Below are 17,246 nucleotides of genomic sequence, written 5' to 3'. Positions count from 1 at the left end.
AATCTTGATAAACAAAATCAACAATAACAGCTGATAACTATCTAATAATAACCACCGACCTAATAATAACCGCCAATAATAAGGAAACCATTATGGACAATTCAAAGAGTCCGCTACCAGAAAATATGGATCACATTGAAGGTGATACAAACATCAATGATAACAGTCAAGAAGTGAATCTAGACAATCCTATGCTGCACACGATTGATAATGATGATGTGATTGACAATAGTGCTGGGTTTGATAATTCAGAAGTCGGTACAGATGCCACGCAAGGATTAACGCCCATGCACCGCCAAAATATCGACGAATCACGTGTCGATGAAGTCTTGGTTCAAGACAATTTAGATGACAGTGATTATCCAGATGCGATGGATATCGCTGATAGAGAGGCAGCAGAACGTAGTAACGATGACTCTTTTTAGGATAACTATTCAGTCATAAAAAATCCCGCTCGATAGCATTGAGCGGGATTTTTTGTTTCTTAGAAGGTGCTTAAGTTTTAACGTTTTATCAAATTCAAAAACTACACTGCTGACACTGGCTGATCGGTCCAAACGTCACGGTAGCTGGTGTAGTAAGTGAGCAACATAATTGGCAGTATTAAAAATACACCCAGTCCCAAGGTCAGCATAGTCAGGATAGGTAACAACAACACTGATATTAAACCATACACTAAAATAGGCACGACATTAACTTTGCCTGCTTCAAAGCTTTTTTTCATGGCGGCAATGGGGTCGAGGTCATGTAGTACCACTAACGCTGGCGCAAACCACAGTGCCATATAAAGGGGGATTATCAGTAGCATAGACAACAGATAACCAAGGAAAATACTTCCTAGAGAAATATCATTCATCATTCCGTAACTACTACCCATACCGCCTGTCATCATAGAAAACATCATACTACCCATAGCGATAAACAGCGGAATCATACAAATAATAATACCCACTAAATATAATAAGCCAAGGATTAGCAAGGGCTGCCAATGGCTTTTAAATGCTGAAAATAGATGGTCAAAACGCAGCTCTGCCCCTTGCGATTGAGCTGCTGCACCTTTAATAAAGCCCCCAAGAAACATAAATAGAGTCGGTATGATCAGGATATTTAATAAAGGTATTGAAGAAGCAATGCCAACGATTATTAGAAATGTCACACTCATGCCAAACCATAATAGTGGTTGATCTTTAAACAGCCCAAACGCTTTAACAATCCAGCTCATGCCAGCCGCTGCATCACATTTTCTTGGACTTGCCAATAACTGCGGTAATAGGCCGCCATACTCATCAGTTGGTGGTAAATTTGGTGGTTGTCCGTTAGGTTTTTGTAGAGACACATTGGATTGTGAAGAGTTAGAGCTGGACATAGTCATCCTTAAAGATAAAGTTACGCAAATATAAAGCTAGCAAAGGTTTTAAATAGTTGTTTGGCATATTCTTACACATTGATAACGAATACCCCAACTTTATTTCATTCTAGTCAATTCAATTAAAACCATTTAGACAAAAAAATACCGGAAACGATGTCCGGTATTTTTTATGCTTTGGATTAATCAATTAAGCCCAACCATCCAGCGTGCCTGCCCAGCCTTTGACCAATGGCGCACTCATGGCTTCTAATAAATCAATATGTGCCTCATCGGCATTCAGCGCTGGGATATAGTGATACTCTTGTCCGCCAGCATGAAGAAAGTTCTCACGGTTCTCAATCGCCAATTCTTCTAAGGTTTCTAGACAATCCGCTGAGAACGCTGGACTGAGAATTTGTACTGATTTTACACCTGATTTAGCCCATTCATCGAGTATGACGTCGGTATAAGGCTTAACCCATTCTTGCTTACCAAAGCGTGACTGAAAGCTGATAATCCATTCATCATCTTTTAGGCCAAGCGCTTGTGCCACTTGCGCTGCGGTACATTTACAACGTCTAGGATAAGGATCGCCTTTATCCATATACGGCTGCGGAATACCGTGGAAGCTAAACATAAGCTTGTCAGGTTTGCCATGTACCGCTTGAAAGCGACGAATACTATCCGCTAATGCTTTGATATATAAAGGATGCGCGAAGTAGTCTTTAACGATCGTAATATTAGGTAAGTTACGCTGCTTTAGAGACCATTTAGTAATGGCATCGTACACTGCACCCGTTGAAGTCGCTGAATACTGTGGAAATACGGGTAACATCACAAAGTGGTCAACGCCTTCGCTACGCAGTTTGTCCATCACATCGGGCAAACCTGGATTACCATAGCTCATTGCAGAATGGACAGAAACGCGAAATGGTGCAGCCTGCTCAGCCAAACGCGTATCTAACATCGCTACTTGTTGGTTCAGGATATTGCGCATTGGCGAGTCACCATCCCAAATACTGGCATAAGCTTCTGCCACGCGTTTAGGACGGCTTGGCAACACAAACAGATTCAGGATAATCGCCCACAGGAATTTCGGAATCTCGATCACACGCGGGTCTGATAAAAACTGCTTTAGGTAGCGACGCACGGCAGGCGCTGTCGGCTCATCAGGCGTACCAAGGTTGACCAATAGAACAGCAATACGTGGGGGCAGTTTTGGTTTCATAAAGTACTATTTTATTATTAGGTTGATTAAAAAAGAATATAGGATAAACGATTATTAGTGTAGCATTTTATAGCGCGATAACGCATGGTAAAAGTAGCAACCCTACAATTTGATACGCACTGAGTTTTTACTGTGCGCGAAAGACTCAACTCGAAGGTTGTGCTCATCCACGCATCGCCATACAATAGGCAAGCATATTGCCGTCCTATTTTTTATTGATAATTGTCGTCTTGCGAGGTAGCTTTGAACGCACGTCCTGATAGTACTACCAGTGACCACTCCCCAAAAGATCACGCTCATGTGGATAGCTCAGTCGATACCGTTGGCTCAGTTGGAATCGTCACACCACAGAACTTCCATTTCGCTGAACCCTTGACCTTGGAGTGCAATCGAACCTTGCCCTCGTTTGACTTGATGGTAGAGACTTATGGCACCCTCAATAGCGATCAATCAAATGCGATATTAATTTGTCACGCCTTATCTGGTAATCATCATGCGGCAGGCAGGTATAGTGCCGATGATAAAAAGGCAGGCTGGTGGGATAATATGATTGGCCCTAATAAGGCCATCGATACCAATCAATTTTATGTGGTGTGCCTCAATAATATTGGCAGCTGCTTTGGCTCGACGGGTCCAACGACGATTAATCCAGACAGTATCGATTCAAACAGCGTCGATTCAGAAAAAGCAGACGACGCTAGCGCATCAGAAGTTTATGGCCCTGACTTTCCGCTAGTCACCATCAAAGACTGGGTCAAAACCCAAGCCATGCTCTCAGACCGTCTCGGTATCGATGTTTGGCATGCCATCGTCGGTGGCTCAATGGGCGGTATGCAGGCGCTGCAATGGTCGGTCGATTATCCTGAGAGGCTGAAGCGCTGTGTGGTCATCGCCAGTACGCCGAAACTCTCTGCACAGAATATTGCCTTTAATGAAGTGGCGCGGCAGTCTATTCTCTCCGATCCTGATTTTAAAGATGGGCGTTATTTACAAGCAGGCACCTACCCTCGTCGCGGACTGATATTGGCTCGCATGGTTGGTCATATCACCTATTTGACTGATGATGCGATGAAAGCCAAATTTGGTCGTGATTTAAAATCTGGCAAATTTATGTATGGCTATGATGTCGAGTTTCAGGTAGAAAGCTATCTACGCTACCAAGGCGAGCGCTTTAGTGAAAACTTCGATGCCAATACTTATTTGCTCATGACCAAAGCGTTAGACTATTTTGACCCAACGCGTGGCTATCTGTCAGTACAGCCATCAGCAAAGTCATCCGTACAGCCATCAACACCATCAGTAGACTCTACAAATTCGTCGGAGTCCGTAGTGCTACTTGAGGACTCAATCGCAGCGTCTGTCGAAACGACCAAAAATGCGACCGAAAAATCCGCTAAATATGAGCTTGCAGATGACTTAGTCACTGACAATGTAGCAACTGACAACTTAAAAACTGATAATGAAACCGACAATGACAATGACGCTCAAACTGACAATGAAATTGATCGTCAGCAAGAATTAGCGGCGCTCAAAGCGGCCTTCGCCCACACTCAGTGTCAGTACTTAGTGGTGTCGTTTACCACCGATTGGCGCTTTGCCCCTGAGCGCTCGCAAGAGATTGTCGATGCCTTAATGGCGACTGGCAAACCCGTCAACTATATCAATGTCGATGCACCGCATGGTCACGATTCCTTCTTATTCGATATCCCCCGTTATATGGGTGCCGTCAGAGGGTTTTTGACCGCGCCATTTATCACGGATAGCCAGTCAAAAAACAGCCATCGGAAAACTGGAGAGCGCTCATGAGAATGGATCATCAATTGGCTGAGCGTTGGATTGCCCCGCAGTCCCATGTACTAGACTTAGGCTGTGGCAATGGCGAATTGCTCGCGCATTTACAACAAAATCGCGGCGTGACGGGATATGGGCTTGAGATTGACGAAGAAAAAATCAATGATGGTATCGCCAAAGGGTTGTCCATCATCGAGCAAGATCTGAACGATGGTCTCGCGCGTTTCGCTGATAATAGCTTCGATACCGTCGTCATGGCGCGTGCCCTGCAAGCGGTCAAGTCACCAGATGTACTATTGCTCGATATGCTGCGTGTTGCCCGCGAGGCAGTGATTACCTTTCCGAACTTTGCCCATTGGCAAAACCGGCTGCATTTAGGGCTTAAAGGGATGATGCCCGTTTCAGAAGCGCTGCCTTATGAATGGTATAACACGCCAAATATTCATCTATGTACCTTTAAAGACTTTGAGCAGCTTTGTGCCAAGCATGACATTCATATTATTAACCGCTTTGCCGTTAGTGATTCAGAAAAAGGTCACACACCGCTCATGAAAGCATTGATACGCCAAGCGCCAAATCTACTGGCAGACGTCGCTATTTACCGCGTGACCAAACAAAAACCCGTATAGTTATAGGCAATTTCACTTCCTTTTGAGCTATCTAGTGATGGCTAATAAACACCTTTTAAACCTTAATACATTGTTAATTCTTTATTACCTCTTAGTAACTCTATGATTTTGTTGAGGACGCTAAGGTAGTAATGAGGATTAAATCATGTAATTAGTATTTGAGTTTCGTAAGTTTGGGTGTTAAGCTAGCAAAATAGTGTCAACCGCACCCTGATTTCGACCGTTTATCGGTCCGACTAACGGTGATTGCGACACTCAACGATTAATTATATTGCTAATAATTAGGTAGGTTTATATCGCAAGATTTCACCTAATTGTTATCACCGTCTAACTGTCTTTAGCGAGACAATGTTGAGCGGTACAACTCTTTTTGCCTATTAACTGCCTAATTTTGGAGCTGCTATGAAATTATTAAAAGCTGCGTTGTTCACTGCCTTGTTTTCTTGTGCCGGCCTTGCCAACGCTGAGTTAATATCAAACGTGCCACTTGATACCTCACGTTTTGAGCTAATGCCTGTCAGTGAATTGTCTAATCGTGCTGCCCAAGGCAACGATCACGCTCAGTTTTACTTAGCCAAACGTTTGCAAAAAGGTGAAGGCATTGCCCAAAACACCCAGCAAGCCATCCAATGGTATACCAAAGCTGCTCAGCAAGGCGTTGCCCCTGCTCAGTTGAATCTTGCCATCATGTACTTGCGCGGTGAAGGTGTGCAGCCTAACTTGCAACAAGCGAAAGTTTGGTTAGAGAAAGCCGCCATGCGTGGTGATAACCGTGCCAGCTATACGCTTGCACTATTAGATGAGAAGCAAAAGAATTTAGTCGATGCTTATAAGTGGTACGACTTGGCTGCCCGTGATGGCATGCTAGATGAAAAAGTCCGTAACAAAGCACGCGGCAAAATCGGTCAGTTGGCATTGAACTTATCAAGCTCAGATATCGCTAGTGCCCGTAGCAAAGCGGATACTTGGTTTCAGAGTAAGTAACTCTAGCCACGTACAGTTTTAGTTTGAAAATAAAAATCCAGCCTTTGAGCTGGATTTTTTGTGTTTACATAATGATAAATACTTACATTAACTGGCTTCGATAATGGCAATCTCATCAGCCGTTAAATCATATAGTTGATAGACCATTTGATCTATTTCTTGCTCAGTTTGCTTAATCTTTTGCTGTAACTGTTGCACTTCTAGCTTTTTAGATTCAAAAAGCTCCATCCATTCGAATTCATCTTTTTTAGTCAATTCAAGGATTGGGGGCTGCCCTTCTTTAGTACGTATTTTATTCGTTGCCTTTATAGCTTTGGTTAGCTCTTTTACGAAGTCAGAGAACGAGAGTTCGTGCCAACTTTCTAGTTTACGAGAGATTGAACATATATTTATATTTCCTTTAATAAATAATGAGAATTTCTCAACAGAAAGTTGTAATTCTTCTCTTAGTTTCATTATTTTATTAACTAAAAACTCGAGAAGGTCTTTTTCAGAAGGGTAAATAATCGGAATATCACTTATGTTTTTTGTATTATATCGAATATAACCACCAAGCTTTTTGGGGCAGATTTGTTTGAGATAATAGTCTATTAAAGAAGAGTTAATAATTCCTATAATCACAGAGTATGAAACCCCTTCATTTAGAATGATGGCTGGACAATTCGCACCACTAAAGGCAATTCCTTTCTTTAAAAAACCACATCTAATACTGTGGCTTATTCCACGTATCTGTAATTTATCAGCCTTTATTAAATCAAAATTGCCCTGTCTAACCTGACTAAACCAATTATTGCCAGTAGCATATAACCTCCTTGAATCTTTTCTTATTTCTAATTGATCTTTAAAGCGTAAAAGATACTTATAGGTATTAGGAAATTTCGCTTGTAACTTCTCAGGATTTATTAGCTGCTGACTTCCGTCGTCTGTTTTTTCATAGGGATAAATTATAGAAAACTCAGGATTGGTATTTAGGTATCTGCCTACTTCTTCACCTTTATAAGCAAATGGAAAAATTATACTAGTTTCAAGTTTATTTTCTTGTATAACTTCTTCATTTACGATAAATGCTTTATCCATCCCAGTTACTATTCCGTAGTAAGCTTTTCCATAATCAGATAATTTAAGATATGGATTTTTTGATAATTTTAATTTATTAAAGAGATCAAATGAGCCAAATGACCACGATTTTCCACTCAAATTACTATACGGTATCAAAATTGATTCAGTATTTTTTATTCCTAATGAGTCTAAATGCTCTTTAAAAAGAATCTTTCTATATCTCACATATTCTTTATTATTAAAGCCTAAAATAAAAATCGCAGGGTAAGTGCTTACACCTTCGAAAACAGGAAGTTAGCCAAAATCAACTATTTCTAATATTTTACTATTTAATAAAATTTTACGGATATTTTCACCGTAGTCTGTTTGCATCCATTGAGATGATGAAATAAAACCTGCCACACCTTCCTTCTTTATAAGCGAAAAAACTTTTTCAAAAAATAAAACTGATAAGTCTAACTTACCTATAGGACTTTCATATTTTTGGAAATAATAATCTACTAACGTACTTTTAAGATTTTGGATTCTCACATAAGGCGGATTACCAATCACCACATCAAAGCCACCTTTTGCAAAGACTTGTGGGAACGCCGTTTGCCAATTAAAGGCTTTCTCGCCTGCGACCTCTACATCATCGATGAGTGAATTACCACACTGGATATTATCATTGAGATTATTTAGCTTACGTCGTGGCTGCGCTGTCCGTAACCACAGTGACAGCTTAGCAATCTCGACGCTTTCCTCATTGATATCGACACCAAACAAGTTATTTTCTAAAATACTGTTTTCGATATCAGGATATGCCAGACCGCTACCGAATAGCTTGGTTTCTAGCTCGACGATATAGTCATGCTCCGCGATTAGGAAGTTTAGCGCCTCATTTAAGAACGCCCCACTCCCTACTGCCGGATCACAAATGGTGATTTGTAATAGCCAATCTCGATACGTATTTAAGCTATCGAACGCTACCTTTTCTGTGGCAATCTGCTTGGCAGTTTTCTTCTTTTTAGTACCATCTTTATTGATGACCGCTTCTTGATAGTAATTCTCTTCGTTAATACCCAGCTCAAGCTTTTTATCCGTACAGAGCTTGCCTACTGTGTTTTCGACGATATATTTGGTGATGTACTTCGGGGTATAGAACACCCCGTCTTTTTTACGCTTGGTCTGCGATTTATCGACCACCTCACCTGTCAGCTGCGCCTTTACCTCATCAAGCTCTGATAATGAGTTTTCAAAGATATGTCCCAAGATATTGACGTCTACCTCACTGTCAAAGTCGTATTCGGAGAGTATCTTGATATGGGTCTGTAGAATATCATCGCTGATGATGACGCTGTCCAGCAGCTCGTCAGTGCTGAACAGTCCACCGTTATAGGCGAATATCTCGCTATACTCATCTTTATGACCTTTATCCAAATAACCAAAGTACGCTTTGACCCTATCGTACAAAGGCACAGTCATTTTTAGCGATTTCCACTTCTCCCATTCGCTGATGATTCCCTTTGCAAAGTTGGCAGGCAACAGATGACTGTCCTCAGCGAAGAAAATAAACAGTAATCTATCGAGTAGCTTTTGTGATTTTTGAAACAATACTAAATTGTCTACGCTTGGGTTATTGGTGGTCAAATCATTGAATAGCTCACGTTTGAATACTGAGTAATCTTTATAGAGCTGCTTCGTTATCGCCTCTTCTTGCGATAGAGATGCCGACTTTAGCTTAGCAGGCAAATCATCCATGATGCCATCACGATGCAGTAGCAAATATAGTAATGCGAAATTGTCTTGGGTCAAGGTGAACAGATTGAACTCAATGAACTCGACTGCATTATCGATATATAAGCGCAGCTTTTGAAAATTAGACGTAATGACATAGCGGCACTTTGGCTGATTATTTTTATAACCAAAGGCTTGCTGCTCAATTTTACTAAGGTCAGTGGTATTCATACCTTTTAGCTCAATCACGCCAACAGCATGACCGTCTTTGAGTATCGCGCCATCGGCTTTTTTGCTGCCCGTTTGGTTTTTGAACTCTGTCGTTATATTATAATTAGGATTGGGATTGAGTGTATAACCAAAAACATCGACGAATAAATCTCTTAAGAATCCTTCTTGGTATTGCTCTTCTTTACTTAGGCGGATGTTGTCCTGCTTTGATAGGTCTAAAAAACAATGGCTATAAGTCTGCCAAGCCGTTTCTAGCTGAGTGCTATCAAGTTCGCGGACATACTTTTCGATGACGATAGATTGAAACAGAGACATACGAGCGCCTTAATAATGAAATAAATAGAACCAAACGATGAGCAAACGTCTACTATAGCAAGCTCTACTCATCGGATAAACGCCTAAAATTGATAATCGCTCAGATAAGATTTCTTTAGTGAGTCGGCATTGCTTTAGCGATACCATTCGCTATTAAACTATTCAAAATCTTACCAAAATTTGCTACACTACCCGCGCATCAGCTAATCCCACAATAGGGCTAGTGTTATACCTCATTCTAAACCAACCAAGTCTATTTAAAATGAATGCGATATAAGGAAGCCGAGCACAGATTGTACCCAAAGTACATCAAGCGAGGATGACACCATAGCGTGTTTATTTGAACCAGACTGTTAACCCAACGCACTAGGTTTGCGACCTAGCCAGCAGGAGAAACACATGAGCACTACTCAAAACAGTAAGGTCCAAGATAGCAATTCTAATAGTAACCTGACTGATAACAAGTCAGCCCCCGTTTACGATAGCGTCACCAATAATATCGTCGTTGCCGCTCTTTATAAGTTCACGCGCTTTGCTGACTTTGAGCAACACCGTGAGCCAATCTTAAATACCATGCTCGATAATGACGTTAAAGGCACTTTGTTGATTGCCGCTGAAGGCATTAACGGGACGATTTCTGGCACGCGCCAAAGTATTGACACCGTCCTTGACTACCTGCGTAGTATCGAAGCGATTGGCAGTTTTACCTTCAAAGAGTCTTATACTGATGCTCAGCCTTTTTATCGTACTAAAGTGAAGCTCAAAAAAGAAATCGTCACCATGGGTGTCGAAAATATCGATCCTTTGCAATCGGTCGGTCGCTATGTAAAACCAAGCGAGTGGAATGCGCTAATCTCTGATCCTGAGGTTATGCTCATCGATACGCGTAACGATTATGAGGTAAAAATCGGTACGTTTCAAAATGCGGTCAACCCGAATACGGAAACGTTTCGCGAGTTTCCAGAATACGTGGCAAAAGAGCTTGATCCAACGAAGCATAAAAAAGTCGCGATGTTCTGTACGGGTGGTATCCGCTGTGAGAAATCTACTGCCTACTTACGGGAGCAAGGATTTGAAGAGGTTTATCATCTAGAAGGCGGCATCCTAAAATATCTAGAAGAAGTGCCTGCCAGCGACTCTATGTGGCAAGGCGATTGCTTCGTTTTTGACAATCGCGTGTCGGTCAATCACAATTTAGAAAAAGGCAGCTATGAGCAATGCTTCGCTTGCCGTATGCCGATTACTCAAGAAGAGATGCAAAGCAGTGCTTACATTAAAGGCGAGTCATGCCCACATTGTATCGATAAAGCAACTGATGAACAAAAGGCGCGCTTTCGTGAACGCGAGCATCAAATGCAATTGGCCAAAAAACGTGGTGAAGCGCATATCGGCAGCGACGTGATAGATGTGATAGAGAAACGCAAAGCCGCTAAGGTTGAAGCACAACGATTAGCCGATGCAGCAAATCAAGCCAAAAATAGATAAACAGTCTTACTTCAAGCTAAACAAAAAAGAGAGTGCTCTAATTAATAGAGCCTCTCTTTTTTTATGACAAATTGTCAGTGCTTATCGCAACAATCAACGCTGATATAGTTGATCCAATTTGAAAGTGGTACAAGGCAACCGAGTGCAGATGTATATGTAATACTTCAAGCGAGGTTAACGCTGTAACTCTTTTATAGTGGACTGACTATACTAGAATAAGATACGTACGCGGATAGTCTCTTCTACGTCTTTCAGCTGATCTAACGCAGCGGTCGAATCATTGTAATCGACATCCATGACCAGATAGCCGACATCGCCTTCCGTCATTAAACTCTGTGCCAAGATGTTGATATGCGCTTCAGCAAACAAGCGGTTAATCTGTGACAGTACGCCCGGTACGTTTTTGTGAATGTGCAGCAGACGATGCGAGTTTTCTTTGAATGGAACAGACACTTCTGGGAAGTTAACAGCGGTCGCCGTATCACCTTGATCAGAGTATCTGACGAATTTATCCGCTACTTCCAAACCAATATTAGCCTGCGCTTCTTGAGTTGAACCACCGATATGCGGGGTCAAAATAACATTGTCAAATTTACGTAGTGGTGACTCAAACTCTTGGTCAGCAGATTTTGGCTCTTTCGGAAACACATCAATCGCCGCGCCCAAGATTTTACCAGACTCAAGCACAGCAGCTAGGTCGTCAATTTCGACGCACGTACCGCGTGCAGCATTGATAAAGTAACTGCCTTCTTTCATTTGTGCGAACTGTTCAGCTTTCATCATATAGCGCGTGCTTGGCACATCAGGTACATGCAAGGTCACGATGTCAGCCGTTGATAACAGCTCCTCTAAACTTCCCACTTGTACCGCATTACCTAATGGCAACTTGGTGACAGCATCATGATAAATGACTTTCATACCGAAGCTTTCTGCCAATACTGACAGTTGTGAGCCGATAGAGCCGTAACCGACGATACCGATGGTCTTACCACGCACTTCATGTGAGTTGGTGGCAGACTTACCCCAACCGCCGCGATGCACAGTCGCATTCTTTTCAGGAATGCCGCGATACAGCATAATAGCTTCGGCCAATACCAGTTCAGCCACCGAGCGGGTATTTGAGTATGGCGCGTTAAAGACTGGAATACCCAGTTCACGAGCGGCTTCTAAGTCTACTTGGTTGGTACCGATACAGAAGCAACCAATACCGATCAGCTTGTGCGCATGCTCAAGTACTTCACGAGTCAGCTGCGTGCGCGAGCGAATACCAACAAAGTGAGCGTCTTTAATCTTTTCGATCAGCTCATCTTGATCCAGCGCGTGACTGATATTTTCGATGTTATGATAGCCAGCACCTTCCAATACTTTTAGAGCATTGGCATGTAGACCTTCAAGCAATAAAAAACGTATTTTGTCTTTCTGTAGTGATAACGCCATATGAGAACTGTCCTATAATTGTCTTATAAAAATCATCAGTGGGATAAGTCTGAGGGATGAAACGAAAACAGTCCCGATATCTTACACAAAATTCGACGTCGATGTTAGGAGATTAGATGAATTATTGGTTATCAAGCCTGAAAAATTTTTATGCTATAGTGAATCATTCTGTTTGAAACTGACCAGACCATTTTTTTGTGATTTACAGCCTGCCATATAGACAGATTATCACCTACTTATTGCCATCACGAGCTGACTGATCACTGAATTTAGAGATATTTCGTTATATAATAGTCAACCCCAGCATCGTGTTTACGCTAATATTGAGATTTTATCATGACGCCAACTACCGCTCAGCCTACACCCGAAACCAATACAGCTGCCGTCCAAGCTATTTTGAGTACTTTAATTGATACTCATGAATTTGATGCCAGCCAAATCAAAACCGACGCTGAGAGCCTAGAACATTGGGGCAAAGACTGGACCAAGCACTTTGCTCCAGCTGCTGCTGCCATTGTCTTTCCGAAAACCACCGAGCAAGTGCAATCTATCGTACTCCTTGCCAACGAGCACAACGTTGTTCTGACTCCAAGTGGCGGTCGTACTGGACTGTCTGCTGGCGCGGTCGCCGCCAATGGTGAAATCGTCGTTAGTATGGATAAAATGAACCGTATCGGACAGTTTTATCCGGCGGATCGCATGGTCGAGATTGAAGCAGGCGTGGTCACTCAGCAGTTGCAACAGTTCGCAGAGTCTAAAGACCTCTACTACCCTGTCGACTTTGCCTCAGCAGGCTCAAGTCAAATCGGTGGCAACATCGGTACCAACGCAGGCGGTATTAAAGTCATTCGTTACGGCATGACCCGTCAATGGATCATGGGGCTGACTGTGGTCACTGGTAAAGGTGATATCTTGCAGCTGAATCGCGGTATGGTAAAGAACGCCACAGGTTATGATCTGCGTCAACTGTTCATCGGTAGCGAAGGAACCCTAGGGTTTGTCACCCATGCACAGATCAAGCTTGAGCGTCAGCCGCAAGACTTAAACGTCATGGTGCTCGGTATGGACAGCTTTAACGATGTGATGAATGTACTATCGGCTTTTCAAGCACAAATTGACTTAACGGCATTTGAGTTCTTTGACGACGTGGCGATTGACAAGTTAATGGCACATGGTCAAGTACAAGAGCCGTTTGAGTCGCGTACCAAGTTTTATACATTGCTAGAGTTTGAAGCGCCATATGAGCCGATCATGGATAAGGCGATGGCAATATTTGAGCACTGCATGGAGCAAGGTTGGGTCGTCGATGGGGTGATGAGTCAAAGCCTCGCGCAGGCAGAAGAGCTGTGGAAATTGCGCGAATACATCTCTGAGACCATCTCAGTATTTACCCCTTATAAGAACGATGTCTCTGTACTGATAAGCCATGTGCCTGAATTTATAGAACAGATTGATCACATTGTCAGCAGTAACTATCCTGACTTTGAAGTGTGCTGGTTCGGTCATATCGGCGATGGCAATTTGCATCTGAATATTCTAAAACCTGAAAACATGAGCAAAGATGATTTCTTTGCAGAGTGTCAGATCGTCAACAAACACGTGTTTGAGACGGTACAGAAGTATGGCGGCTCAGTCTCTGCCGAACATGGCGTGGGTATGACCAAAAAGCCTTATTTACACTACAGCCGCAGCGAGACTGAGATTGATTACTTACGAGAGGTCAAAAAAGTCTTTGATCCCAATAACATTATGAACCGTGGTAAGATTTTTGATATGTGATTGGTATTTTAATCGCTTACCTCAAATAAAAAGACGCTAAACTCAAAAGTTAGCGTCTTTTTTAGCTCAGCTATAAAACTTATAATTTATAAATATAACAGTATCAGCGCTACTACCAGCAACATACTCAAAAAGCCTTGAACGATTAAAAAGGCCTGATGCGGTGCCGCGATATGACGAAACATATTGCCCAGTGCATTATAAGTAATGCCAGCGGCTTTTATATGTGGCGGGCTGTCAAACGTTTTGATAATCTGCAAAAATTGCTCCGTACGCTTCGAGGTCCAGCCATGCGGGGCAAACGGTAAAAAAGGCGATAATTGCATGGCTTGCTTCTTGGTCGCTGGTGACCACAACCAACGCTCCAAAAATAGCAGGCGCATACGCCAATCAGCAAAGCTACGCTGATCGATCACTCGTAATAGCAAGACTTGCACATTTTTATGACGACTATCGGCAAAAATACGCTTTTGCAAAGCAAGCACGTTTGATTTTTTACCTTCAATACATTGTAAGAAGTGACCATTGCCATAACATAAAGTACCCGTAATGCCATGCTGCTCATTATAGTCCCGAGCATGACCTTCTACTTCATCAAATATTGAGGCTTTTAAGCGCGTGCTGAGGGTGATACTACTGACATACACCAATTGAACCAATGCTGAATCCTCTACTGTTTCTAGAGGGTCGACCGTATGTGTCAAGGGTGCCATAAAATAATCCTAAAAAGCCGCCTATAGACCGCAAAATGAAGTAAGTCAAACAAAAAACACGTTCAGACCAAGCAAAGACAGGGACATCGATTCACAAAAACGTAGCAAATATTTACTACGCGGGACTGTCATTGACCCGCTACATTGGTATGATAACTATCGAAATATAAAGTAATAAGCCAAATCATGATGAATAAGCGAAGCCAAAAGTAATAGGAGACGCTACAGAATTTCGATGCTGTTAGATTAGGTACTGTTAGAATAGAGACTGTTAGATTAGATACTAATTACTAGACTAGGGCGTGTCATCATTTAGATTGTGAGGCTTAAAATGAGGAAAATTGCAGCCAAACAAGGAAGAAATTGCCGTAAATATGAATATATTGACAAAGTTTCTGACGATGTTTGGCAAAATTTAACCATTTTAAGACCACTAAATGTATCCATGTACTAATTGATGACACGCCCTAGGTACTATTAGAACAGATGCTATTCATACAAGTACGATTGATTCAGCTACTAACAAGGCCAGTCTTCTTAAATGTAGACACTTGCAAACCTGTTAAAGCCCTCATTAAAATTTTTAGATAATATGTAATCGCTATAACTCATTGTAAATAAAAAGATAAATTATTGTAACGATTATATAAGCGTATTGGAATATTTTTATCGCTTTTGTTACACAAAAATCTTTAGGTCTATATATAGCTATAGACACTACATCAGATACTACACCGCACAACGCATTAATTTTACGATGTTCATTAACACCGCAGACAGGAACCTTATGAGTAAAATCGAAAAAATAGACGACTTTCATCTCACGATTGCTGAGATCAAGAAAAAAGATTATCCGCAGTTAAAAGCCTTGATGGACCGTGTTTATGTGAATTTGGGCGGCGCATGGTCAAAGACCACTATTCATACCTTGATTGATGCCTTTCCTGAAGGGCAGATTGCAATGTTTGATCATGATCAGCTGATCGGTATCGTTCTCTCTATGCGCGTGGACTATGCCAAGTTCTCTAACCCACATACTTATGATGATTTGATTGGGCACAAAGAAATCATTAGAGACAATCCAGAAGGTGATGCTATTTATGGCTTGGATGCGCTGATTGACCCTGAGTATCGTGGCTACCGTTTGGGTCGTCGTCTTTATGATGCGCGTAAAGAGCTGTGCCGCCAGCTGAACTTCCGAGCTATCTTAGCCGGAGGCCGCATTCCTAATTACTATAATCACAAAGATTTGACCCCTGGTGAGTATATCGATGCGGTCGAATCGCGTGAAATCCATGACTCTGCTCTTTCCTTTCAGCTATCCAACGGTTTTATCGTTAAGCGTATTTTGACCGCTTATCTGCCAGATGACGCTCAGTCTAAAGGCTTTGCTACTCTACTTGAGTGGGCTAATATTTATTATGAGCCGCAAGATTATAAGCCGAATACCCGTAAGTCAGAAGTGCGTATCGGTGGTATTCAGTGGCAAATGCGTGAAGTTGAATCGCCTGAGGAGCTCTTGCAACAAGTAGAATTCTTTGTCGATGTCATGGCCGATTACAATTCAGACTTTGCTTGCTTACCAGAGTTCTTTAACGCGCCATTAATGGGTCTGTGTGAATCTACCGATCAAAACATCGCGATTCGCTTTTTGGCCGGTTACACCGAGTGGTTCAAAAACGAAGTCTCGCATCTGGCAGTCAGTTATAACGTCAACGTTATTGTCGGCTCCATGCCATTAATAGACGAAAACGATACGTTGTACAATGTCAGCTATTTGTGTCGCCGCGATGGTACGGTCGAAGAGCAGCGCAAAATCCATATTACGCCGCATGAGCGTAGCGCTTGGGTGATCGAAGGTGGTGACGAGGTCAAAGTATTTGACACGGATGCCGGTCGTATTGGCATCTTGGTCTGTTATGACGTTGAATTTCCTGAGCTTGCCCGCTTACTGGCACTTGACGATATGGATATTTTGTTTGTGCCTTTCTGGACAGATACCAAAAATGGCTATTTACGTGTGCGCCACTGTGCCCAAGCGCGAGCCATTGAAAACGAATGCTATGTCATGATTTGTGGTTCAGTAGGCAACTTACCGCAAGTTGAAAGCCTAGATATTCAATACGCGCAGTCGTCGATTTTTTCACCGTCAGACTTTGCTTTTCCGCATGATGCGATTATGGCCGAAACAACGGCAAACACTGAGATGATCTTTTTCTCAGATGTGAACTTAGATAAGCTGACTCACGTCCGTAACGAAGGCTCGGTACATAACCTGATTGACCGCCGTGATGATTTGTTTAGCTTAAAATGGAAACGAAAAGCAAAAATTCCAGCGAGCAAATTAACCGACGAAGAGCGCCTTGAAAACTCAGGCAGCGTACTCATTGGTGATCCATTGCAAAATCGTGCACAAAAGCCTTAATCGGTTAACTTAAAAAGTAACCACTAAAAACAGTTACATAAAATTGATGAGTAATACGGCTGACATTTCAGCCGTTTATTTTTATCTATCAAACACATTTAGAGCA

The 17,246-nt window shown here is 42.2% G+C and carries 13 protein-coding genes; 7 read left to right on the top strand and 6 right to left on the bottom strand.

The window, feature by feature from the left end:
• Positions 1–92 precede the first annotated feature (92 nt).
• Complete coding sequence (locus tag ACMFL8_RS02480) at positions 93–425, top strand: hypothetical protein (RefSeq protein ID WP_189582621.1); 333 nt, start codon at positions 93–95, stop codon at positions 423–425.
• Positions 426–526: 101 nt separating this feature from the next.
• Here ACMFL8_RS02480 and ACMFL8_RS02475 read toward each other — a convergent pair whose 3' ends face one another.
• A complete protein-coding gene (locus ACMFL8_RS02475; RefSeq protein WP_413190005.1) occupies positions 527–1,366 on the bottom strand; it encodes a BPSS1780 family membrane protein in 840 nt (279 codons plus the stop codon).
• 190 nt (positions 1,367–1,556) lie between these two features.
• The gene (hemH, locus tag ACMFL8_RS02470) at positions 1,557–2,576 is read right to left on the bottom strand and encodes a ferrochelatase (RefSeq protein ID WP_189582626.1); all 1,020 of its coding nucleotides are present in this window, start codon (positions 2,574–2,576) and stop codon (positions 1,557–1,559) included.
• A gap of 300 nt (positions 2,577–2,876) precedes the next feature.
• Between hemH and metX the strand changes: the two genes are divergently transcribed.
• From metX to ACMFL8_RS02455, 3 genes are all read left to right on the top strand, one after another.
• Positions 2,877–4,382: a homoserine O-acetyltransferase MetX gene (metX, locus tag ACMFL8_RS02465; protein WP_413191358.1), complete on the top strand. Its 1,506-nt coding sequence runs from the start codon at positions 2,877–2,879 to the stop codon at positions 4,380–4,382.
• Positions 4,379–4,996 carry a methionine biosynthesis protein MetW gene (metW, locus tag ACMFL8_RS02460; protein ID WP_413190004.1) on the top strand — a complete coding sequence of 206 codons (618 nt, stop codon included), beginning with the start codon at positions 4,379–4,381 and terminating at the stop codon, positions 4,994–4,996. The genes metX and metW overlap by 4 nt, the downstream gene beginning before the upstream one ends.
• Positions 4,997–5,398: 402 nt before the next feature.
• Entirely contained in the window at positions 5,399–5,980 is a 582-nt protein-coding gene (locus ACMFL8_RS02455; protein WP_010201739.1) for a tetratricopeptide repeat protein, read from the top strand.
• A gap of 87 nt (positions 5,981–6,067) precedes the next feature.
• On the opposite strand, the gene ACMFL8_RS02450 is transcribed toward ACMFL8_RS02455, so the two are convergent.
• Together ACMFL8_RS02450 and ACMFL8_RS02445 are read right to left on the bottom strand one after the other, a co-directional pair.
• The gene (locus ACMFL8_RS02450) at positions 6,068–7,264 is read right to left on the bottom strand and encodes a TaqI-like C-terminal specificity domain-containing protein (protein WP_413190003.1); all 1,197 of its coding nucleotides are present in this window, start codon (positions 7,262–7,264) and stop codon (positions 6,068–6,070) included.
• A gap of 69 nt (positions 7,265–7,333) precedes the next feature.
• Positions 7,334–9,301 (bottom strand): Eco57I restriction-modification methylase domain-containing protein, encoded by a 1,968-nt coding sequence (locus ACMFL8_RS02445; RefSeq protein WP_413190002.1) that lies wholly within the window; start codon positions 9,299–9,301, stop codon positions 7,334–7,336.
• A 399-nt stretch (positions 9,302–9,700) separates the two neighbouring features.
• On the opposite strand from ACMFL8_RS02445, the gene ACMFL8_RS02440 reads away from it, so the two are divergent.
• Positions 9,701–10,786: a rhodanese-related sulfurtransferase gene (locus ACMFL8_RS02440; protein ID WP_413190001.1), complete on the top strand. Its 1,086-nt coding sequence runs from the start codon at positions 9,701–9,703 to the stop codon at positions 10,784–10,786.
• A 210-nt stretch (positions 10,787–10,996) separates the two neighbouring features.
• Here the strand turns inward: ACMFL8_RS02440 and serA are convergent, their stop codons facing one another.
• A complete protein-coding gene (gene serA / locus ACMFL8_RS02435) occupies positions 10,997–12,223 on the bottom strand; it encodes a phosphoglycerate dehydrogenase (protein ID WP_201593260.1) in 1,227 nt (408 codons plus the stop codon).
• Positions 12,224–12,559: 336 nt separating this feature from the next.
• On the opposite strand from serA, the gene ACMFL8_RS02430 reads away from it, so the two are divergent.
• The gene (locus ACMFL8_RS02430) at positions 12,560–14,002 is read left to right on the top strand and encodes an FAD-binding oxidoreductase (protein WP_413190000.1); all 1,443 of its coding nucleotides are present in this window, start codon (positions 12,560–12,562) and stop codon (positions 14,000–14,002) included.
• Between the two features lie 86 nt (positions 14,003–14,088).
• Here the strand turns inward: ACMFL8_RS02430 and ACMFL8_RS02425 are convergent, their stop codons facing one another.
• Positions 14,089–14,715, bottom strand: coding sequence for a BLUF domain-containing protein (locus ACMFL8_RS02425; protein WP_413189999.1), 627 nt, complete (start codon positions 14,713–14,715; stop codon positions 14,089–14,091).
• 787 nt (positions 14,716–15,502) lie between these two features.
• On the opposite strand from ACMFL8_RS02425, the gene ACMFL8_RS02420 reads away from it, so the two are divergent.
• On the top strand, positions 15,503–17,140 hold the full coding sequence (locus ACMFL8_RS02420) for a carbon-nitrogen hydrolase family protein (RefSeq protein WP_201593254.1): 1,638 nt from the start codon (positions 15,503–15,505) through the stop codon (positions 17,138–17,140).
• The last annotated feature ends 106 nt before the right edge of the window (positions 17,141–17,246 follow it).

It is taken from the genome of Psychrobacter sp. AT9 (assembly GCF_047272965.1).
GTDB lineage: Bacteria > Pseudomonadota > Gammaproteobacteria > Pseudomonadales > Moraxellaceae > Psychrobacter > Psychrobacter glaciei.
The sequence above is the reverse complement of the archived record's forward strand: the minus strand, read 5'-3'. Positions and strand labels throughout refer to the sequence as shown.

Excerpts from the sequence above, each read along its gene's own strand:
- ACMFL8_RS02445 (WP_413190002.1), bottom strand. The coding sequence starts at position 9,301 with ATGTCTCTGTTTCAATCTATCGTCATCGAAAAGTATGTCCGCGAACTT.
- ACMFL8_RS02455 (WP_010201739.1), top strand. The coding sequence starts at position 5,399 with ATGAAATTATTAAAAGCTGCGTTGTTCACTGCCTTGTTTTCTTGTGCC.
- ACMFL8_RS02480 (WP_189582621.1), top strand. The coding sequence starts at position 93 with ATGGACAATTCAAAGAGTCCGCTACCAGAAAATATGGATCACATTGAA.
- ACMFL8_RS02425 (WP_413189999.1), bottom strand. The coding sequence starts at position 14,715 with ATGGCACCCTTGACACATACGGTCGACCCTCTAGAAACAGTAGAGGAT.
- ACMFL8_RS02440 (WP_413190001.1), top strand. The coding sequence starts at position 9,701 with ATGAGCACTACTCAAAACAGTAAGGTCCAAGATAGCAATTCTAATAGT.
- ACMFL8_RS02430 (WP_413190000.1), top strand. The coding sequence starts at position 12,560 with ATGACGCCAACTACCGCTCAGCCTACACCCGAAACCAATACAGCTGCC.
- hemH (WP_189582626.1), bottom strand. The coding sequence starts at position 2,576 with ATGAAACCAAAACTGCCCCCACGTATTGCTGTTCTATTGGTCAACCTT.
- metW (WP_413190004.1), top strand. The coding sequence starts at position 4,379 with ATGAGAATGGATCATCAATTGGCTGAGCGTTGGATTGCCCCGCAGTCC.
- ACMFL8_RS02475 (WP_413190005.1), bottom strand. The coding sequence starts at position 1,366 with ATGTCCAGCTCTAACTCTTCACAATCCAATGTGTCTCTACAAAAACCT.
- serA (WP_201593260.1), bottom strand. The coding sequence starts at position 12,223 with ATGGCGTTATCACTACAGAAAGACAAAATACGTTTTTTATTGCTTGAA.
- ACMFL8_RS02420 (WP_201593254.1), top strand. The coding sequence starts at position 15,503 with ATGAGTAAAATCGAAAAAATAGACGACTTTCATCTCACGATTGCTGAG.